Consider the following 21,395-nt stretch of genomic DNA (forward strand, 5'->3'; position numbering starts at 1 on the left):
GGGGCCTTTTCTACTAATACGCCCGCCCGCTTAATTGGACTTATTTGTTGCTAAATAACCCGTTCAGCCCGCTACTTCTGAAAGCGAGTGGGGGCACCTACTCAGATGGGCAGCGACAATTCTACTATACCCGGCTCTTCGTCGATTTTGGTGATGATAAACCTTTCATATTAGCCAGAAGTCATCACCACTCGTCGGCGTAAGAGGTCAAAACTTGCTCTACCGTACATGGACCGCTTGATGGTCTTTAGTCGGTTCACTTGACCTTCCACCTGACCATTACTCCATTCTGAGCAAAAGGCCTGCTTAACGGCTGAGTAGTCCTGGCGAATACCGCGTACAAATTGACGCAAAACTTCCAGGCCTGTGGCCTCACAACGAGTTAACCACTCATCGAGTTTATCCGCCTGCTTTGACTTCATTAACTGCCTGAAAGATAAGCTTAGCTCACCAACTGCTTGCAGCGATGGGCATACCCGCAGCAGAGTGGCAATATAATCTTTAACGGGTTGGCTAGGCAGTTCGTCAGCTGGTCGCGACAGCCAAATGCTGACTTGGCGGGGTGAGTAGTCGATGCGACGTGCCTTGGGTTGGACCTCTTCAGAGTCACGTAAGAAACGACTCACTACCCGATACAAAGTTCGGAAACTGCCTTTGTATCCTTGATCCTGTAGTTCTTTCTGGAGCGTTTTAACGTGCCGCTGTCCTTCATTCCAGCGTCGGCGTAAGTATTCTTCGTGGCGTAGCACGGGCGACCACCGACGAATAGTTTTGGGTTGATAAGTCGTCCATCGCCAATACTCGCGAACCGTGTTGCGGGACATCCCCAATTGGCTAGCTACCCAGCGAATGGATTGACCTGCCGTTTGGTAATCTTTCACCAGTTGATAGATATGTTGACGATTGCTTATCGGCTTCGACTTAATGGCAACTGGGATCAGATCTGCATGCAGAACGGGTTGATGTGTAAGGGATTGTACTATTTCTTCAGCCGCCAATTTCATAGCCGGTCGATTCGTTTCCAACACACGCTGGATAGCATCGCCCAGATTCTTTAACAGATGCCAGCGATCAGCCACTTGCACCGCATCTGGAGCGGCTTGGCTAGCCGCCAACACCTAGGTGCTGGCTCGATCTCGACTCACTACTTCTATCCCTGGACGGTTCGCCGCTGCGATGCTGATCAAGCCAATTTTTAAGTGTCTGGGTTTCTCGATCTGGCAAAAGATCAATGACCTGGTGCTTTTCAAGATCAACCAAGATGGTGCCATAGCGTTCCCGCTTTTTAAATGCCCAATCGTCAACACCTAATACTCTGGGCGTTACAACTGAAGGTATGGGACACTGCTTTGCTCGACGCAACAGCGTTGATCCACTGACAATCAGTCCAAACAGCCGGACCATTTGACTCCCCACTTGGCCACCGGCGAGCAAGCCTAATTGCCTTAGTTGAGTTTGGCAACGGGTAATCCAGCGGGCATAGGGTTGAATATGCTGGTCGAAACGTTGGGTAAAGACGCGCCGATCCCAGGCATTATTATCACAGAAGAACTTGAACACCTTCACTTGCCAGATGAATACTTCCCCTACTATAGGCAGATCCGTTAGCTTTCGAAAGTAACGGGAATGAATACGGGCACTAAGTTGCCCGCAACCAGGGCAACAGGCAGATGTAGCCGTGCTGATGAGGTGAACAATAAGTTGATTCGTCGTTGACTCAACCAATTGACAAGTCAGGGATACAAGGGGCGGGGTGAAATTTTCGAACACCCTACAAAATTACTAGATCACCAAAACCGACGAAGAGCCACTTTTACTGGCATTTAACAGCGAGTATAAAACGGTTAAAACCGTCTCTTCTCTTTTCACCCGCATCTGTCCACTTTCGGTTGACGATATACGCCATTATACAGAAGACGTATATTAGATATATAGAATCTTTTAGCGATTCACTTAAAATAGTAACTTAAGTTGACCTTATGGATTTCTTTGGAGCTTACGATCAATACCTGGCAGAGCGTCATCAGCCCTTTGTGCAGGCCCCACTATTAGCGGGCTGGGAGTTTAGACAAAAGCCAATTCTGACACCTAAAGGGCAAGGGTGGATAGGCTTAGCTAAGGCACAAGACTGGAAGTTGTCCGCCTTAATTCGCTATGAGTTGCTAAGCGACAACTGGGCCATCGTGATTACCGACATCAACCAGGTTATTCACTATGTAAATTCACAGTTTGAAAACATGACAGGTTATACCAGCCAGGAAACCTTGGGACGCAAACCCAGCTTTTTACAAGGTGTGGATACTCAGCGCCGGATTCGTCATCGGATCAGACAGCGGATGGATCGCCAGAAGCCAGTCCGGGGACGGATACTCAATTACCGCAAAGACCAAACCCCGTATTGGTGTCAGCTCATCATTCGTCCTATCGTCAATCGACGCAATCAAGTGGTCAACTTCGTTGCCTTTGAACGGGAAATTGAGAAGTAAATGGACCCTAGCCTAAATTTAAGATGAGATTCTATCCTACTAACAGTAATTGATCAGTGATAAAGTAGCACTTTAGGGCAAAAATCAGCCGACGCTTAAGTAAGTATCGGCTGACTGGTCTTCTTGAAAATTAGTTGTGTAACTATCTCTACTACTTCGCCAGTGTTTTTTTGTTTGCACATAAAGACATTGTCATAAGCTCTCGATAAGCCCAATTTGCCAATTATGTATATTTGCGGCCGAAACAGTTATTAGACATATAACGCAGGAAACGTCAGTCTTAATGAGGCTGGCGTTTTTTATAGTACAAGAGTGGAGTAGATGCCTTTTACCAGCGAATTACCTCATGTGAAGTAGGTGTGGAATAGGTATAATGCTGGCTTCAGTGAGGTCAGCGTTTTTTGTGACCCACCGCCAGCATTGACATCTAAATGGTATATAGTAGTCCATATACCCATAAATAGTAAAAGCCCCTGCCTAACCGTTGGGGTTTTTTAATGAAATCAGCCGTCACCTAAGCAGGTGACGGCTGACTGATGTCTGTTTGAAAAAATAATATCACTTTGACTATCATACTCGCTGGTCGGGCAGTTTGTTTCATACAAAAGCCTCAACTGGATGGAAGGGGTTAGGAACCTAGTGATGCTGACTTATCTATAAAACACCTTGATTACAACTTGGATCGCTTTGGTCTTTAGTGCAAAAGTGTGAAATTGCCTCCAAATATAGATAGCTAAAACCCCATAACTGCCTAATTATTAGCCATTTGAAAGCATTTATATGACGAATACGCCCCAAATTGTTAGATACCTATGCCGTACAAATTCACGGATTGATAGCTTTAAATCATCTAAGAGCTTTGTTTTTAGTCAGATTCAAACAGAGAAGTAAGCAAGAGTCAGGGAAATTCGCTGACTCTTCTTTGTGAGCTACTGGTAAAGATATTCTAAGGCATAAAGCAATCCCAACAGAATAAAAGAAAACGACTACGCTCCAATAAGCGTAGTCGTAAAGATAATTTTGCACGCTGAGTAAATCAGTTAATGATACAACTACCACATTGAAGTAGTGTTTTTGATAAGATTGAGATTTGGAGAGCTTTCTTCATTCTGTATCAGATCTAGTTTATAGCTACTAAAGGGTAGTTTAACTAAAATTTGAAAAATAGTTTACTATATTTTCATTATAGCCTATACGTATGGTGTTTTCAGGAAAAGAGCTGAGATCAAATCGTTTTCGATTAGGCTCAATAAGGCTGGTTTTAAGGCTATAGGAGCTTGATACTATTTTATGAATTGAACCAGGACTTTATCTGGGATTAGCAATCTTAAGCTATAATCTAGAATATGGGAGCTATTACTTAAATAATTCCCGTTCTAATGCCCCAGACCATTCCAAGGCAAGATTTCTGAATGGGAGTTGATAAACAGGCTTACCATGCACTCTCAACCCAAGGTTGATTTACTCAAGGAGTACATCAAAACCCACATTGCTACCCAGATTGTCTTTCCTGGTGTTGTCCCTCGGCGGTGGGGCCAGAACTATACTTCAATGGAAATAGCATGTCTTTACCAGCATCTTGCTTATGTGGTAGAGACAGCCAATCTTGCCACTAATCAACGGCTGGTTGAAGAGTTTGCTCGACTAGATCCAAACCATATACACTGGTTTTTGGGTGAGTTCTGGCGTGAGTTGGTTCCCTTAATCGATGCCTGTCAGGTTGGAGTTCCCTTTTCTGCACGGAACTGGTATGGTTATTCCCAGTAAGCGAGTCAGGTGCGTACTAGTCCTGATTTTTACCTCGTTTTGTTAATTTTTTTTAAAATCAGTAAATAATTAGTGACCGATTTCAGATTTCCCCGTCAAAAAGCTAATTCTATTCAGAATAAGTTGAATACCTTTTTGATGTAAGTCTGCATCAATACCTCAATCGAAAGGAACGGTTCCTTATCTCGTCGATCTAAAGTCAATCTCGTTGCCTTAGCTGCTTCACTAGAGTGTAGACCATAATTGCGCGCTTTCTTCTCCCCTTTCCAACCAACAATTTGGCTTGTTTCTATTGATTTTATAAGTTGGTTAATCTTGTTTTTATTCCTTAACATAAGGTTACTTATCGAACATGACTGGGAATTATACATTTTACACAAGGGCAAAAAAGGATCATTATCCGGGTCAGAAATGCCAGGGTTCTGATTCAATTTCGGTGAGGAGTGCAATTTCGGAATAGCACCCGTCGGCGCAACAGGTCAAAACTTGCACGACCGTAGCCTTGACGTTTGATCATCTTGAGTCGATTCACCTGGCCCTCAGTCTGTCCGTTACTCCACTCCGATACGAAAGCCTGCTCAACAGCTGCATAGTCTTGGCGCAAGCCCCGGACAAATCCCGTATAGGCAGATACTTTTTCGGCATCCTCACACCACTTGGCCAGACCCTCGGCCGATTTTTGCTTCATCAGTTGCCGAAATTGCTCACTCAGTTCATATACCTCTCGAATTGACGTGTGTTCCTTCAGCAGATGAGTTAAAAACGCTTGTTCATCGGTCGACCAATCTGTGGGTGACTTATTCAAGAGCCGACTAATACGCCGACTACTAAAGTTGCTCCCTTTGCGGGCAGGTGGTAAAACGGAGGCTATCTCCAACCGAGGATAGGTAGATAGAAAGTTGGCTAAAATCGTATAACTACCATTATAACCGAAGGATTTGATCTCAGTAAGTAGGTCTTTTACACAGGTTTGACCCTGGAGCCATCGTCGACGAAGATAACCCTCGTACAGATATAGGTTTGACCGCTTCATGACCATTCGCGGAACGAATGTATCCTGCTTCCAATAGCGCCTAACGGTGTTTCTAGCAATACCCAGATGCCGGGCGATTGCCCGCATACCGTGTCCTTCCGCCTGGAGTTGTTTAACCTTTTGGAAGGTCGCATAGCCTTTGGAAGTGCAATCAAGTTTGGCCGTTGACATGAGGTTGGATATGTCAGTTTCCCAAGTGATAAATGGTGGTAACTGATCCTCAGTCAGTTGTTGTGGGGTTATTGGCTTTTCTTCTTTTAGCAGCGTGGCCGACATGGACTGGTTAATGTTAGTTCGTTGTGTATCTAGAAAGCGTTCCACCGCGTCAGAAAGGTTAGCCAGTAAATGCCACCGATCAGCCACTTGTACGGCACTAGGACAGGCAGTAGTGATGGCATTAGCATACACACTCGAACGATCGCGCGTCACCAACTCAACGCCCGGATGATCACGAAACCAATCTTCCAGCGTCTTGCCCTCGCGGTCGGGTAAGACATCGAAGGGTTGGTGTCGATCCAGATCAATCAGAATCGTGCCATAGCGTCGTCCTTTCCTGAATGCAAAATCATCCACGCCCAAGCGAACGGGAGTAGGCTGGTTCTGGACAGGCGTCCTACGGCTGATGCGTAACAAAGTTGAGTGACTCACTGGCTGGCCGGTTAGCTCACAGAGTCGGGCACCTGGTCGAGCACCGGTTAGTAAGGCGATGGCCTGCAAGGGTCGCTGGGCTCGGTTTAGTCGGCGAGCATAGGGAAAGAAGTAATCCGATGCAGTCTGAGCGAAAATTTTACGGTTACATTGGTCATTTCGGCAGAAAAACTTTCGCAGATGAATCCTGAGCGAAACGGCTTTTCCGCAAATAGGCAAATCGGTTAGGGTACGGTGATAGAAGCTATGCACCTTATTGGTAGGCAGCTGACAGGCTGGGCAGCGACCAACGGTCTGGGTGGCTATTAGGCTAATCTGAATAGCGGTTTCGCCAATGGCATGGTCAATAAGTTGAAAATGATCAGGTAGAAGTTGAGACAAATCCATGTCCAAACTTGGTAAAATACCACCTCCTCACCGAAATTGAATCAGAACCTGTTCAGCCGGATTGGCTGGCCTACTTACGGCCGGAATATACATAGTAGTATTGGCAAACTAAATGGAACGACTAAACATGAAAAAAGTAACGGCAATAGGGGGCATCTTCTTCAAATGCGATGACCCTCGACGAATGAATGAGTGGTATGCCCGTCATCTGGGTTTACCAGTGGCGGAGTACGGAACCATCTTCAAATGGCGCGATGCCGAAGAGCCCAGTAAAGAAGGAACCACGGTTTGGGCCACCTTTGGCAAAGACACGACTTACTTTGGGCCCTCGACAAAGGAATTTATGATCAATTACCGGGTTGAGCAGCTCGACGAATTGGTTGAACAGCTAAAAAGTGCGGGGGTGACCATTCTGGATGACATTGCGGTTTCTGAGTACGGAAAATTTGTCCACATCTTGGATCCTGAAGGGAACAGCATCGAACTGTGGGAGGAAGTTGGTTAGTTTTTGTCTACGCTGTCAGACGTGTTCACCCCAGACGCCTATGGTATGGGGAATACATCACAATTTAGCAACTAGGCGGTTCAATTAAACATTGGAATGTTTCGACAAAAACCGAGCGATTTTGATTGGGTAGCCGATTACTCTAAAGCGGTAAGCAAGAGGGCTTTTACTTCTGCCACCTGCCCGTTGGGGACTAATCTTGCCTGCAGCAAAATACGGTGATGACCAGCAGGCAACCTAAGTTTGCCCAATGCCAGCCACGCCCAGGGCTTTTCATAGACTTCTTTACGAGGAATCCGGTCTGGGCTGGGCGCCAGGGGCGGGTCGAAACTGGCTCGTATCGTTTGTTGAAGTGTCTTATTGGTGGCTGTAATGGTCAGCAGTGTTCCAACGGCGGCAGCCGGAGCGGTATATTGAAGACTCAATTGATATACACCCGGTCTATCTACGGCCACATCCCACCAAATTGAATCGGCGGGTGACTGCCAGTTTATGAGCCAGTCATTCGCCCAGCCGTTGCCCTGTTTGTAGCGTATCTTGCCCGAAAAATGGGCTTCCGGGGCTTGCAACAACACCCGTCGATCAGCCACTGGCACAGGCCTGGAAAGACTTATCGTTTGGGACACGTCTCTGAACCAGTGCTCGTAGGTGGTTTGCAGAGTTTGCACCTGTTGTGGCTGCCTGGCGGCTAGATCCGTCGTCTGCGACGGATCGTCCAGCATATCGTACAAGTGGATTTGCCCCTTTTGTTGAACCAACCGATACTGAGCCGTTCGAACCGCCCCTGGCTCGGCTGGAAGGCCGTCCCCGCTCATCCCGGCAACGTGGGTGAACAGCATACGATTGAGTAACGTATCGGTCTGGCCCCGCAACAGGCCCGCCAGGCTGCGGCCATCAATGGGGTTGGCGGGTGTAAAGCGCAAATCACATAAGCCGACCAGCGTCGGTAATAGATCGATGTGGGCCGTATTGGGGCGTATACGGGTGTTAGGACGTATCTTACCTGGCCATCGTACGAAGAGCGGCACGCGCACGCCCCCTTCATCGACTGAGCCTTTGATGCCTTTCATCTCCCCATTGAAGCGGTGGCCGTTAGGACCGTTGTCGGTTGCAAACACCACAATCGTGTTTTGGGCCAAACCCAACTGGTCCAGTTTGGCCAACAGCCGCGCCACGTTATCATCGACGTTTTCAACCATGCCGTAGATACTGGCTTGCTCATCGTCGAGGCCTTTGGCTTTATACTTATCAAAATACCGGTCCGCCACCTGGTGGGGGCTGTGGGGGGCATTGAAGGGCACATAACAGAAAAAAGGTTTGGTTTTATGCTGACTGATAAAGTTCAGGGCGGCATCGGTCAGTACATCGGTGATGAACCCTTTGGTAGCTACCATCCGGTCGTTATGCTGCAAGTCGGTATCGAAGTAATTATTCCAATGGCCCGCACAAAAGCCCAGAAACTCATCGAATCCTTGACTGTTGGGGTCTTCGGGGGCATGTTCCCCGTTATGCCATTTGCCAAAACAGCCGGTGGCATACCCGTTCTGGCGGAATACCTCGGCCAGAGTGAGTTCCGTGCTACGCATGCGTTCCCAGCCCTGGGAGACCGAAACCGTACCCGTACGGAGGTGGTAGCGGCCCGTGAGCAGGCTGGCGCGGGTGGGGGCGCAAAGCGGGCTGACGAAGAAGTGATCGAACCGAGCTCCGCTGCGGGCCAGCTGGTCGAGATTGGGTGTTTCGACAAATCGATTTCCATGTAGGCTCAGGTCACCCCAGCCCTGGTCGTCGGTCAAGATGAACAATACGTTGGGGCTTGCAGCGTCTGGTGAGGTGCTAATAGAGGGTCCCCAAGTGATCCATGCGCCGAAGAGTAGCGCAACCATGCCTGTCCAAAATGGGATTTTCATCAATTAGAGTGGATAAGTGATTCCAAGCTGGTTTATGACGATTCAACGTCTGAGGTTAGTCCGTTGATAAAAGAAAGTAGGTTCCTTCTTTACTGGGAATAGTTCTCAAAACGTCTGCTCGAAGAATTAATTACATAATCGCTCCTCCGTCGCTTGTTAAGAGCATTTCGTGAAAATTGTAAAAATAATAATACCTAAGATTCAGTAGTATGCAGAATACTAGTATATTTGGGTATGAATACTTCTTCAAACCAACTACTCAAGGGTAGTCTCAGTGCCATCATCCTCAAACTTTTGGCCCATACCCAATGGATGTACGGCTATGAGATCTGTCAAAAAGTGAAGCAACTCACCGATGGCCAACTTAAGATTGCAGAAGGGGCCCTCTATCCCGCTTTGTATAAACTGGAAGCCGACGGTATGCTGATCACCAAAACCCAAATCGTGGAAGGACGCGCCCGCAAATACTATGCTATTGCCCAGGATCAGCAAGGAAACGCTGTCGATAGACTGGCGCAGATGGAGGTGTTCCTCCAGCAGTTGCAACGCATACTTTCCCCCAGTGAACTCAATCAGCTTCCTACTCCCTAATCAACCTTACTACTATGACTCAGGCTCAACAGGCGCTCATCAGTACCTTTTTAACCCAAACATGTGAATTGGTTGAAACCGCCTTTATCGACGAGATGAGGGACCATTTTGTGGTCTCTGTGGAAGCCCGGATGGCCAATTCACGTTCGTTTGAGGAAGCCCTTCAGCACACGATTGATGAGTTTGGTGGACCAACTACCATTCAGAAGATGGAATGGACCTATCGGAAGGTGTTTTTGAAAAGTCTATTTCGGGACTGGTGGGCACTGATAAAAAGTCAATTCGCTACGCCTAAACGAGTTCGGACGCTGGTGGTGGTCGGCCTGGTTACGTTTATAAGCCTGTATGTTGGCTTGATGACCGATTTTATGAGCGTACTCGAAGAGAAGATGGTATGGAGTTCCGTTCAATGGCTGAGTGTTATCTGGCTGATCACGCTGACTTGGTTTTTGCTCCAACGTGTGGCTCCCCAGTTTAAAAAAGTGTGGGTCGTACGGTTTCCCTCCTTATTAATACGGTTGCTTACGTATGTGTTGTGGATTGGTGCTCTGGTGCTAAACGTAAGTATTAGTAGTGTGGAGATGTCCTTGTTGATAAAAGGCTTAAGTTATTCCGCTCTGTGGTCAACGTTGGCTATATCATATTTGGGTCTCTTGGATTACTCGATGCAAACAGACCCTGACGCGTGGTACCAAACCAGGTAGGTAATAGATACCAATGTACACCACTGTTTTAACAAACGCCCTTATTAGAAGCAAATATAGGAGTGTCCCTTCGTCTCAAGTCGGAGCGTTTAAGGAGAATTCGAAAGTTTCCTGACTTACCAACTATTTCTTGAATTGATTGACTCAAGTATCATTGAATAGCTAAGTAGGGGCGATTCAAGGTACATCCTTTTGCCAAAGTAGGTGCCTTGAAAAGGATACCTTTCTGAGTCAAGTTGCATAGGCATTGTAGCTGTTGCTAAAGACTGAGCGGAACGCCTGCTAAAAGCCAATGGTACCCTTAGCAGGGTCTGTAACGCATTTTAATGGATCCGTTTTTTCAGCCATTCAGCCTGCCAGCGACCGTTCCTACCCGTACGCTTTATCCCCTTTCCAACTTATCGTACGGGTAGCTCCCAGGTGAAGGCCATGGGAATGCCCTCGTTGGTTAGCCCCTGTAAGGTGATGCGTACTCGTTTGGCGATATCGCTCAGGGGAAACACCAACCGACCTAACCCATTCGTATCGCTCCGCCCCACGGCCTGCCAGAACAACACATCCCGCCGGTCTACCGGTGAACCCGCTGGAATAGCCGACGTTGGTGCATAACGAGGTACATAAAATTCCCTGGCGGTCGAGAAACCGGTGACTAGGGCCGATGAACTGGTGGCCAGCGTTTGGGCCAGACCCAGATCGGTACGGGTATAAATGGCAATGACCCCATTGGCGCCACGGGCCCCATAGATCCCCACCGTGGTCGGATTCCGGAGTACTTCGATCCGACTTACCTCTGACGGGGTTAGGCCATTGAAAACCGTTTCCTTGTCAGCATACACCCCGTCGATCAAATACAGGGGAGAGGTATCCCCAAAACTGCTCTTATTGCGCTGGTATAACAGATTGATACCCGGTACGCGGGCTAAAAGATCTTTCATTTCGGCAACACCGATTCCTGGCTCAACGACCAGCACATTATCCGCTTCCGAATGAAGGCTAGCCTTGGTCACCTCTTTTGGGCGTTCGGAACCGGGTTTAAAGGCACGTACCACCACTTCGGCCAATTGCCGGGCTGTTGAGTCCCGATAAAAGGTTGGCCAGGCCAGCTGACGCATCCGCGCATCGGCCAGCTGGTTGGCCTGGGGGTGCCAGCTGGCTTCCCGAACAGCAGTTGAATAATCCCTCGAGCCAGATGGATCAAATGAAAAGCGGACTCCATTTCGGTTGGTACCCAGGACCCGTGCCCGTACGCGCACGGTATCCCTGAACAGTAAGCCAGCTACCCCAAAAACACCTTGTTGGTCGGTCACCGTACTACGAAGCACCGGCTGATCACCCTGATCAAACAGGACCACAACGGATTGGCCTTTCAGTGGTTGCCCAAGCCGATCCTTCACTTGACCCCGCAATAACCAGCCACCGGCGGAATCCGCTGGTTGGATCGCCGGGAGCCGGCGCCAACCCTGCGTCAGCAGTAGGTTGTCTAAATCAACAGCGTGTTCAGGCTCCAGATAGTAGGTTGGGGAGTCGATCCAACCTCGCAGACCACCGGTCAAGAGTAGGTACGTGCGCAGGTCCGCTCGGCTGGTATCCAAACTTACCTGGTCCGCATCGGTTACAGCCGCTGACCAGGTAGCTTCTACGGGGGCACCCTCTGCATCCCGAAGTTGAAACCCAATCGACACCCCTTGGCGGGCTTCATAATGAGGCTTGCCCAGGGAGACCTGCATCAGAACACCCCCACTCCGGTCAGGCACAAATACTAAGCGTTCGGCGCGGGCCTGACGGGTGGTATCCCAAAGGGTGAGCCGACTCACGCCCGGTGGCAAACTGGCCGTGGTGAGCGAAAACTGGACTTCTCCTTTCTGAAGGAGCCATTTTTGTTGATAGACCACTTGTTGACGACTTTGCAGGGTTACGTAGACGGGTTGCTGACTGTAGCGCCCCGTGGCCCGTATCTGTACCCTCAGCCGACTGCTATCTGAGGTAGCATCGACCGATAAGCTCCAACCTTCGGCCTCAAAGGCCGGTAAGGCGATGACTTTTTGGCCGGTGGTGGTCTGGATGAGTGCCCGGTATTGCTGACCGCTCTGGGGCGTAAGCCTGAGCTGGCCCATACCCAGTGGGTTGGTCTGAAACCGTGCGACTTCCTGGTTGGTACGGTCCAGAATGCGCCCCACAAGGGCCCGTCCGTGCCCGTCAGGCGCTACCACTTTGATGCCTAACCGGCTTGAGACGCCAGCCAGCCAGCGCCCACCTTCGGGCAGAAACTGTACATCCAGCGAATCCAGCAAATGAATTGGCCGACTTGTGATGATGGATGGCGAGGTAGGTAAGGGCGTTGCTCCATCGGATTGAGCCCTAAAGAGGGGAAAAGTGCACTCAAAAGCGGGCGTATCCGCGGAGGCATCAAGGCTTGTCATCGCCCGTAACCGATATGTCCCTGCCAACAGGCTGTCAGCCAATGGAAAGCACCCTCCGCCCCGGCCTTCGGTTAACGATACCCATTGATGCTGAACCCGTTGTCCCGACGGACTGATCAGCTCAATCTCCAGCACCGATCCGAGCGGGCCTATGACGGGCAACTGTCGGGACGCGTCCAGTACATAGGCACTGAGCCAGAGTTGATCCCCCGTGAGGTAAAATGATTTATCGGTATGCAGATAGACGATGGGCGCGGTTTGCTCATACTGGCGTTTGTGCAACCGGGTTAGCGAGTCCAGCCCGGCATCTGCTTGGGCTACCCGTCCGGCGGTAATACTATTGGTCAGCAACAGGTGGCTGGTTGGCGGGCTCCAGTCGGTGGGGAGTAGGGTAGCCAGCCGGTCATTGCCCATATACCCCCGAACATCCAATCCGTTGCTCTGCGTAATCCAGCCGTTGGTGTTTACCTCCAGACTGTGATTGGGCAATAGCAACATCGAATAGGCATAGGGGGAATCGTGATAGGGGGAATTAGCGGCATAAACCCGGTCATAATAAATCTCCAGCGGTTGATCGCTGCTGAATTGACGCTCAAAGGAAAGACTACCGGGTTTAATCAGATCCGCGGCTTTTTTGGCGTCGATATACTGCCGTTCCTGGGTACGCACGAAGGGTAGGGCTCGGTCATTGCCTTCGTCGGTTAACGGGGTACGATACACCCGGTAGCCTGCCTGTTCGTGCGTACCGGCCAGTAAGCTTGCGAGCAGGTGCTGGATCGATCCCTGGTAAACCGCCACGCGGTTGGTCTGCCAGCGGATCTTCTGGCGTGCATCGGTAGGGAGTAGTTCCTCAAACCGGCTGGTGCCGGCAAACTGCATTTTACCCTGAAAGAGATCGAAGTACAGTAGATTGTAATAGAGCCGGTAGCCCAGTGCCTGGTTTTCAATAAGCAGGGGTTGAGCTGCCTGCACCCTCAGATGACCCTTCTCGTCGAGAAACGAGAGCACATTCGGATTTATAATACGGCATTGCCGTGCCTGGGGGCGATTACCGAGCAGCTCCCGGGTGAACGTCGTTAAGTGGCGTGCCCAGGTTTTGTCGTGGCGAGCGCGGACGGTCACATCGGCCAGGGATTGGTCGGCCGGTTCGAGTTTGAGATCGAGTGTACGTGGGCGTGCATCGGTTAGTCGTAGCGGCAGTCGGGTTGTTTGATAGCCCAGAAAGGAACCCACCACTTCCTGATTACCAAGGGGAACGGCTGTGAGTCGGTAGCTTCCGTTCTGATCGGCATTGGTTCCCAGTGAACTGTTGTTGAGGTAAACCGTTGCAAAAGGAAGCGGCTCACCGGTTTTAGCATCCAGCACTTGACCCGTTAGCGTCGCCAGGGGTGTTTGAGCGCATGCAAGATGAAGGGTAAGTCCAATACTGAGTCCAAGTCCTGCCCAAAGCGTTTTCATATCGTCCTGGCGTTGAAAGTAAGAGCTACTGGGAACAAAGTAAGGTCAGCTGGTTCGTTTATACGGGCTTTAACGAGTCGCTTATTCATTTCCTTCCGTGTATTTAGTTCTATGCTTTCAGAAGCTTTTTTCGACGGTTTTTACTTGTCCAACATCAAGCTAACTTCCGGGGGAAGTTTCTTAGCATAAGTAACTTTAGAAAGCCTGCATGCGTATCCTACGGATTGTAGTTGCCAATTATTAAAACAAGCCAGCCAATTAAACGCCCCTTTTACGGTACACTGGTTTTCTATAAATCAGCCGTTCTTTCCCTATTGCCAAGCTAAGCAGTGGTAAACCTTGATTTGTTAGGAGTATGAGCTTGTCCGAATCAATGGAATAGACGCATTGGGTAGGGTATTGCCTACTTCCACAAACAGCTTCATCAGGGGTTGATTGACGTAATAATTACTACGCCCGATTTTCTGTTTATGCACAAAGCCCTGCTCGGTCAGTAAGTCCAGATAGCGGGTGGCCGTCAGGCGCGTTACGTGCAAATCGTCCATCAGAAAATCAATCTTGGTGTACGGGTGTCGAAACAAGTTGTTGAGCAAGTCCTGACTATAGAGCTTGGGCAGCCGTTGCCGCAGCATATGCTTATACTGTTGCATCAGATCACGAATGGCCTCTACCAGCACAATCGTTTGCCGGGCCGTTTGTTCTACCCCGTCCAGCATATACAGTACCCAGCCTTCCCAGTCCTGTTGCTCCCGCACAGCCTGTAGCCGCTCGTAATAGCCGCTCTTATGCTGAATAATATAGCGGCTCATGTAGAGGATCGGCAAATGAAGCAACTCTTGCTGTACTAGATACAGCATGTTAATGATCCGGCCCGTACGCCCGTTGCCGTCGTAGAAGGGATGGATGCTTTCAAACTGGTAATGCACGACGGCCATTTTTACCAGGGGGTCGGCATCAAGCACCGTATCGTCGTTAATAAACCGTTCGAGGTTTGCCATCAGGCTTTCAATCTGACCAGCTTCCTGTGGGGGCGTATACACTACCTCTCCAGTTTGTCCATTGCGGAGCGTAGTGCCAGGTAAACGTCGAAAGCCAGCATTATTCTGCTCTAATTCTTGCTGAATAGCGATGATGTGTCGTAGGGTGAGGAGCTTTTGTTGCCGCACCAAGGCAAAGCCTTTTTTTAGGGCACTAGCGTAGCGTTGTACTTCTTTGGTTGCCGTACTGGCAGAGGTATCTGTAAAGAGTTCTGCTCTAAACAGATCGTCATGCGTAGTGATAATGTTTTCAACCGCCGAGGAATCTTTGGCTTCCTGTAGGGCTAGGGTATTGATCAGGATCGATTCATTGGGAATCGTAGCCGCCACGCCTTTGAGCTCTGCCAGATACCGATGTGCGGTAGCTACTTTGCGTAGCACCAGGCGGGTTTCCAGATCAACCTTGGGTGGTAAAGGCGTTAAAACGAATGCCATAAGAACAGTAGCAATGATAGGGCACTGAGTACTTATGCATAAAAAGTGATGTTTTTCTATGCACATTGGGTGCAATATATATAGAAAAGTGGCATTTTCTATATATATTCTATTCGCTGCACTTGAGTGAATCTTGTAGAATAGTGGTCGATCTTGCCCTTGAGTTATTCAATCAGCATGGGCAGTTTCTGCTCGACTTAAGCTTTATATGCGCATAGAAGTACGTTACAAAATTGATCTCGTAGCCAATTTGCGTTTTGATATAATCAATCCAATCATAGGATACGTATAATCTCAAGTAGGAGCATTTTTACGAGGTAATACCTGTCCAACTCAATCAGTCGCATACGCAGTTCGTTAACTGGCTAGTCTCTCTAACCGGCCTTTGTTGCCTCCTTCTATTGGTGCATGAGGTTTCCCTGGTAAAGACGGAGGGCACACATGGGTTAAATAGTTACTTTTGATTGGATATTCTAGTAACAAGCACAAATGGTTTTACGAGTACTCCTTACGCTTCTAGCAGCCTGTACAGCTCCTATCCTTCGGGCCCAGGCCCCAACAAGTGGAATCGATATAAAATTATTCAATGAAATTGTTCGAAGTGGTGTCATTCATCGGTCCTTACCCCTTGATCAATCCCGGTCATACGAGGCTATGGCGCTAGCAAAACCCGTTCTAATAGCGCAGCCCCTGACCCAAGCGTCTGTTGTCAGTAACTGGAAACAGACCGGCTATGGAAAACTGGCCATTAGTACGGATCGCACTAGATCAGGGCAGCCTACGTTGCGGTTGGGTTTGCCGACAACCACCGGAAAGCGGGCAGTGGGTTCGATCAATGACCCAGACTATGCTACGTATGGGAATTGCCGATTGCAGCTAGACCTGAATGGGGCGAATTGGGAAGCCTATAACCGACTTGAATTTTTTATTTACCCACAGGCTCAGGGGGCGCAGGTCGTAAACATCAATATTGATGTTCGAAATAAAAACCGATTCGCCAAAAACGGAACGCTGATGGCATCGGCTGATCATCTTATTAATTTGACCAACTATCAATGGAACCGCTGTTATCTGGATTTGTCGGACATTCGGCGAGATGAGGTAGACGAACTTGGCTTTTATGTCTCGCTTAAAGGAAAAAACATCACCACTGGTGACTCCGTCATCTATTCTATCGATCAGCCCGTTTTAAAACAGGTAAATACCCAGGAAATAAGCCATGGGTGGCTACCCGCCCCCAATAGTATTATCTATTCCACATCGGGCTACATGGCCCAGGGCCAAAAAACGGCTATTACCAATCGGACAAAGGATAAACCCAATTCCCGTTTTCAACTGATTAATGAAGCGACTCATCAGGTAGCGTATGAATCGAACGCAAAGCCAGTACAAACATCTACGGGAACCTATGAAATACTTGACTTCAGCGATTTCAAAAAAGCCGGTACCTACCATCTCGTCCTGGGTCCCAAGAAAACCGCTGCCTTTGAGATTGGCACCCGCATCTGGACCGCTTCTCAGTGGCGGGTATTAAATTATATTTTCTGCCAGCGGTGCGGGTATGCGGTGCCCAACATCCACGGGCAGTGCCACCTTGATCTGTTTTCGGAACATAAGGGCAAAAGTATTTCCTATAGTGGTGGCTGGCATGACGCGGGGGATCTTTCTCAGCAAACCTTGCAAACGGCCGATGTTACGTTTGCCCTGCTGGAATCGTTCAAGAATCAGCGCACTCAGAATCCCTTACTGGCCGCCCGCTTGCGGGAAGAAGCCGAATGGGGGCTTAATTTCGTGTTGAAGAACCGCTATGACGATGGCTACCGGGCCAGCAGCATGGGCTTGCTGATCTGGCAGGATGGGGTGGTTGGCACGCTGGATGATATTCATTCCGTGCGGGTACAAAATAACGCCTTTGATGCGTTTCTCTATGCCGCTTACGAGGCTTATGCAGCCATGACCCTGGATGGAGACGCTGCCTACAGCGAGTATCTGGGTAAGATAGCCCGCGAGGATTTTTCGCTGGCGATGAAGACGTATCGAGAAAGCGGGTATGGGGGCTTCACCCAGATGTATGAACACAATTACAATACGTCGCAAAGCCAGTATATGGCCACGGTTTCCTGGGCTGCCAGTATGCTGTACCAATTGACGGGCGAAACCCAGTATGCCCAAACGGCTGCCGAGTTTATCCGCTACACACTCGAGTGTCAACGGACCACTCCGCTGGGCGATGCGAAGGGGCTGGCCGGTTTTTTTTACCGGGATACGACCCGAAAATCCATCGTTCATTTCGTGCATCAGTCCCGGGATCAAGTCTACATGCAGGCCCTTATCTTATTATGCCAAACCCAGCGCAGCCATGCCGATTATCCAACGTGGTATCGGGCCGTGCGGCTTTACGGCAAGTACCTCAAAGACATCCTGGTTTACACCGCTCCGTATGGTATGATACCCAGTGGGGTCTACCATAAAGAGGAAGCGGCTGATTCGGCGGCTTTCTATTCGTTGCATTTATTTCCGCCCCCCAACGCCAAAGAATTATATGCAGAACAACTGACCAAAGGGGTAAAGCTGGATGAGGTGCATTACCTGAAACGATTTCCCGTTTGGTTCAGCATTTTCAATGGGAATACGGCTGTCCATCTAGCCACCGGCAAGGCGGCTGCGCTGTGCGGGCACTTTTTACACGATGAAACGTTGCTTCAAATCGGGCGCGAACAACTGTACTGGACGGTCGGTAAAAACCCCTTTGGTCAATCGCTTATTTATGGGGAAGGAAACCGGTATCCGCAGTTAGATAGTTTCTCGTCCGGGGAAATAACCGGCGCCATACCGGTCGGTATCCGTACCGCCAATAATGAGGATGTTCCCTGGTGGCCGGCCATCAATAACGCCACCTACAAAGAGGTGTGGGTAACTTCAGCCGGCAAGTGGTTATCGTTACTAGCCGAATATTAAGGGTTGAATAGACTCCGTAAACTCTAGATAGGTATCAATGATTTATTATCGAAAAGGGATTAGTACGGTAGCCTTGCTGGTTTTGATACTGATTCAAGTGAGCGCGCAGGTGCCGACGAATTACCCGGCCAACTATACCAAGGCCCCCCGGTTCAAAGCCCTGATTTATTTTAGTGAGCGGACGGAAAGAGATCATGTAATTTTGCCCACCAAACCATCAACTTTCTGCAAAAGCTTTCGGTTGGCGATGGGTTTACCCTGGATACCACCCAGCATTTTGGCAACTACCCTTACGAAAAACTAAAGGACTATCAGGTTGTCATCATGCCTGATGGGTATCCAACTACAAAAGAAGAACGAGCTGTATTTGAGCAGTATATGGAAGGCGGTGGGGGCTGGATGGGTTTTCACGAATCAGGCTACAACGATAAAGATACCCAGTGGCCCTGGTTTGTAAGCTTCATGGGAGGGGGCGTATTTTACTGCAATAACTGGCCACCGCAGCACCTAAAAGTAGTTGCTGATCGGCCGAGCCACCCGGTTACCAAAAATCTGCCACCAAGTTGGACTGCTCCGGCCAGCGAATGGTACCAATGGCACCCGAGCCCGCGTTTGAACAAAGCTATCGACGTGCTGCTTTCACTCTCCGCCGACAATTATCCGTTAGGTATCAAAGACGTCATCAACTTTGGTGATATGCCGGTAGTTTGGACGAACCGGCGCTACCGGATGATCTATCTGAACATGGGTCATGGCGATGAGATATACTCGGATGCAACCCAGAAACTGCTAATTATCAATGAGCTTAAGTGGGTGCTTAGCGCCAACAAGCACGGCGACCCTTTTAAAAAATAAACGCCACCAGGATGTTATAAACCAGGTTTACCAAGAGGAGAAAAAGCCCGTTTGTCTCAGTTGGGAGCGTTTGGTGAGACGTAGTTAGCAAGTGTTTTGAAAAGCAGGAATCTCGCTGCCTGTCGCACGTAAGCCCACGACTACGTTACTGTCTGTTCACCCAACAACCGCGAGGGCTGATGGCAATCCAGTTAGTTGACTGAACACAAGCAACTCCCGACCTTTATACCCTCGCCTTCATTGGGCTGTGCCTTTCGTTCGGGGGCGAACTGCTTGTCGCCCGACAAGCCGCCCACGCGGAGTAGGATCGTATGCCACTCGATGCCGTTTTACTCATTGGTTTGCAAACTTCTACTATTTCTAAAAGCTGCGGTAATTAAAAGTAATGCGCTAAGCATTATTAGACCGCTTAGGATTCCAAGTGCAGGTGCAGAAATTTGAGTAAATAGGTTTCCAGCCACATACATACCTAACGAATCAATTTGATTAATAAGTGCCATATAAACAGCAAACTGGGCAGCTTCTATACCTCGTTTACAAAGCCCCATCACAACTGATAATGCGACAATTATATATATTACCTCAAGAGTTTGTTGTATGACCACGCCCGTCGTCGCTACTGCTGTATTAACCCATAAGTCTCCAATTACTGAGAAAGTAATATAGAATACTCCCATTATCACGCATATTAACAACAACATCCTTTTATTGCCTAACCTATCTAAGATAACTCCCCCAACAAGTGCTAATAGTACAGATATTAGAGTTGAATAAGTCCCACTTAATACAGACATAGATACATCACTCCAACCTAGTTTTTGGATCAAATGCAGAGAATATGTTTGTTTAAATACTCTAATACTAAAGTAGATAATTGAGACGGCGGTGAAGATCAATAAACTTTGAGTACTTGTTGTCGCCCTCCACAAATCACTAATTAATGAAATAAAAGAACGGTCTTTGATAGCAACTTTATGAACACCATATTTGAAGGATATCGATGCATCTTTTGAATTTTCTTTCGTAAAAAATACCAATATTATTACTATAAGAAATATGATTGTCTGAGCTAAAACTGCTATTTGAAACCCTGAATAATGTAATAAATAAGCTAAACCGGCTGCTCCTATTGCTTGCCCTGAAGACGCACCAGCTTTCATAAAAGCGTTTAGTCGCCCTCTTTCAACTGGGGGTACCACAGCTATAGCAGTCGCATCAACACTCACATCTTGTAACGACATGAATACACTCTGAAGAGTAAATACAATAATTAATGTGTTAAATTCTGCTAAAGGGTCTTTTACAAATAACATTGCTACTGACACGCCGAAGACTGCAAATTGAGCTAATAATATCCAAGGTCGCCGACGACCCATATTAGATTGCTGAAAACGATCTAATACTGGACCCCATAAAAATTTGAAACCCCAAGGTAAACTTATAACTGCACCAAAAGTAGCAACCGTTTTAGGGTCCATACCATGCGCAGCCAGATAATTGACTGTTGCTGTAAGTGCAAATCCGGCAGGTATGCCTTGCGCGAGATATAAACAAAAAAAGAAACAATAGCGAGTGGAACTCTTTTTGGTTAATATCAACATATATTTTCTACGATTAGCTTGAATAGCTTCGGCGTTTGATTTGCTGCCCGAACGCTGGCCCACAAACCAAACCTGCAAAGCCGGGGTGTTTCTCATGTCAATAGAAACCCACCGAATGAGCAACTACCTAAACTCTGGGAGGTGCTGCCTGTCGACTGAAACCCAAAACCTGCTAAACGGGCGTTCAAACTGTCGCACGGAAGCCGGAATTACAAGCACTCTGTGAACCCTCACCCAACATAGTAATGTACGCAACTTTGCCGAACTATTTTTAGCTAAATGACTGGTAGTTATTCAGTAATAGTTCCTTTTCTTTTCACGTTTCGTCAGGTAAATCGGACTCTTATTAGCAAAGAAATCTCTTTTGCAAAAGAATGACAAGCCTCGTGAAATTAGAGGCCATCGTACATCACCTTACTATAATATTAAACCGCCCGTTTCTATAGGACGACAATTATAGCTGAAAAGCTCATCGAAACTCATTCCAAAACGGCTACAATTAATTATCGCTTTTCTTGATTTATTCTGTTCGATAGTTGACCTATCCTAGTGAAATAGGTCCTTTTGTAAAAATAGCACAAGACGTTGCTGCTGTTCGAACCA

At 48.3% G+C, this 21,395-nt stretch carries 15 protein-coding genes; 8 read left to right on the top strand and 7 right to left on the bottom strand.

Annotation, left to right across the window (positions count from 1 at the left end; genetic code table 11):
* Window positions 1-170 precede the first annotated feature (170 nt).
* Complete coding sequence (locus ACYVGO_RS28855) at window positions 171-1,115, bottom strand: transposase (RefSeq protein WP_460972244.1); 945 nt, start codon at window positions 1,113-1,115, stop codon at window positions 171-173.
* The gene (locus ACYVGO_RS28860; protein ID WP_460972245.1) at window positions 1,105-1,725 is read right to left on the bottom strand and encodes a transposase family protein; all 621 of its coding nucleotides are present in this window, start codon (window positions 1,723-1,725) and stop codon (window positions 1,105-1,107) included. Before ACYVGO_RS28860 ends, ACYVGO_RS28855 begins: the two co-directional genes overlap by 11 nt.
* A 254-nt stretch (window positions 1,726-1,979) precedes the next feature.
* Here ACYVGO_RS28860 and ACYVGO_RS28865 point away from each other — a divergent pair, with 254 nt between their 5' ends.
* Together ACYVGO_RS28865 and ACYVGO_RS28870 are read left to right on the top strand one after the other, a co-directional pair.
* On the top strand, window positions 1,980-2,486 hold the full coding sequence (locus tag ACYVGO_RS28865) for a PAS domain-containing protein (protein ID WP_460972246.1): 507 nt from the start codon (window positions 1,980-1,982) through the stop codon (window positions 2,484-2,486).
* Window positions 2,487-3,923: 1,437 nt separating this feature from the next.
* Window positions 3,924-4,253: a hypothetical protein gene (locus ACYVGO_RS28870; protein ID WP_460972247.1), complete on the top strand. Its 330-nt coding sequence runs from the start codon at window positions 3,924-3,926 to the stop codon at window positions 4,251-4,253.
* Between the two features lie 427 nt (window positions 4,254-4,680).
* Here the strand turns inward: ACYVGO_RS28870 and ACYVGO_RS28875 are convergent, their stop codons facing one another.
* Window positions 4,681-6,321: an ISL3 family transposase gene (locus ACYVGO_RS28875; RefSeq protein WP_460972248.1), complete on the bottom strand. Its 1,641-nt coding sequence runs from the start codon at window positions 6,319-6,321 to the stop codon at window positions 4,681-4,683.
* Window positions 6,322-6,448: 127 nt separating this feature from the next.
* Here ACYVGO_RS28875 and ACYVGO_RS28880 point away from each other — a divergent pair, with 127 nt between their 5' ends.
* Window positions 6,449-6,826 (top strand): VOC family protein, encoded by a 378-nt coding sequence (locus tag ACYVGO_RS28880; protein ID WP_460972249.1) that lies wholly within the window; start codon window positions 6,449-6,451, stop codon window positions 6,824-6,826.
* A gap of 137 nt (window positions 6,827-6,963) precedes the next feature.
* Here ACYVGO_RS28880 and ACYVGO_RS28885 read toward each other — a convergent pair whose 3' ends face one another.
* Entirely contained in the window at window positions 6,964-8,733 is a 1,770-nt protein-coding gene (locus tag ACYVGO_RS28885) for an arylsulfatase (RefSeq protein ID WP_460972250.1), read from the bottom strand.
* Between the two features lie 234 nt (window positions 8,734-8,967).
* Here ACYVGO_RS28885 and ACYVGO_RS28890 point away from each other — a divergent pair, with 234 nt between their 5' ends.
* Window positions 8,968-9,324: a PadR family transcriptional regulator gene (locus ACYVGO_RS28890; protein ID WP_460972251.1), complete on the top strand. Its 357-nt coding sequence runs from the start codon at window positions 8,968-8,970 to the stop codon at window positions 9,322-9,324.
* 14 nt (window positions 9,325-9,338) lie between these two features.
* Window positions 9,339-10,028 (top strand): hypothetical protein, encoded by a 690-nt coding sequence (locus ACYVGO_RS28895; protein WP_460972252.1) that lies wholly within the window; start codon window positions 9,339-9,341, stop codon window positions 10,026-10,028.
* Window positions 10,029-10,426: 398 nt separating this feature from the next.
* On the opposite strand, the gene ACYVGO_RS28900 is transcribed toward ACYVGO_RS28895, so the two are convergent.
* Both ACYVGO_RS28900 and ACYVGO_RS28905 read right to left on the bottom strand, forming a co-directional pair.
* Complete coding sequence (locus ACYVGO_RS28900; RefSeq protein ID WP_460972253.1) at window positions 10,427-13,906, bottom strand: carboxypeptidase regulatory-like domain-containing protein; 3,480 nt, start codon at window positions 13,904-13,906, stop codon at window positions 10,427-10,429.
* Window positions 13,907-14,253: 347 nt separating this feature from the next.
* On the bottom strand, window positions 14,254-15,378 hold the full coding sequence (locus ACYVGO_RS28905; protein ID WP_460972254.1) for a Fic family protein: 1,125 nt from the start codon (window positions 15,376-15,378) through the stop codon (window positions 14,254-14,256).
* 489 nt (window positions 15,379-15,867) lie between these two features.
* Between ACYVGO_RS28905 and ACYVGO_RS28910 the strand changes: the two genes are divergently transcribed.
* Genes ACYVGO_RS28910 through ACYVGO_RS28920 form a run of 3 tightly spaced genes read left to right on the top strand, consistent with a single transcriptional unit; the run spans window position 15,868 to window position 19,191 of the window.
* On the top strand, window positions 15,868-18,336 hold the full coding sequence (locus ACYVGO_RS28910) for a glycoside hydrolase family 9 protein (RefSeq protein WP_460972255.1): 2,469 nt from the start codon (window positions 15,868-15,870) through the stop codon (window positions 18,334-18,336).
* Between the two features lie 37 nt (window positions 18,337-18,373).
* On the top strand, window positions 18,374-18,640 hold the full coding sequence (locus ACYVGO_RS28915) for a hypothetical protein (protein WP_460972257.1): 267 nt from the start codon (window positions 18,374-18,376) through the stop codon (window positions 18,638-18,640).
* Window positions 18,595-19,191 (top strand): ThuA domain-containing protein, encoded by a 597-nt coding sequence (locus tag ACYVGO_RS28920; RefSeq protein ID WP_460972259.1) that lies wholly within the window; start codon window positions 18,595-18,597, stop codon window positions 19,189-19,191. Before ACYVGO_RS28915 ends, ACYVGO_RS28920 begins: the two co-directional genes overlap by 46 nt.
* Window positions 19,192-19,520: 329 nt before the next feature.
* Here the strand turns inward: ACYVGO_RS28920 and ACYVGO_RS28925 are convergent, their stop codons facing one another.
* On the bottom strand, window positions 19,521-20,888 hold the full coding sequence (locus ACYVGO_RS28925; protein WP_460972258.1) for an MFS transporter: 1,368 nt from the start codon (window positions 20,886-20,888) through the stop codon (window positions 19,521-19,523).
* Window positions 20,889-21,395 lie beyond the last annotated feature (507 nt).

It is taken from the genome of Spirosoma migulaei (genome assembly GCF_054776855.1).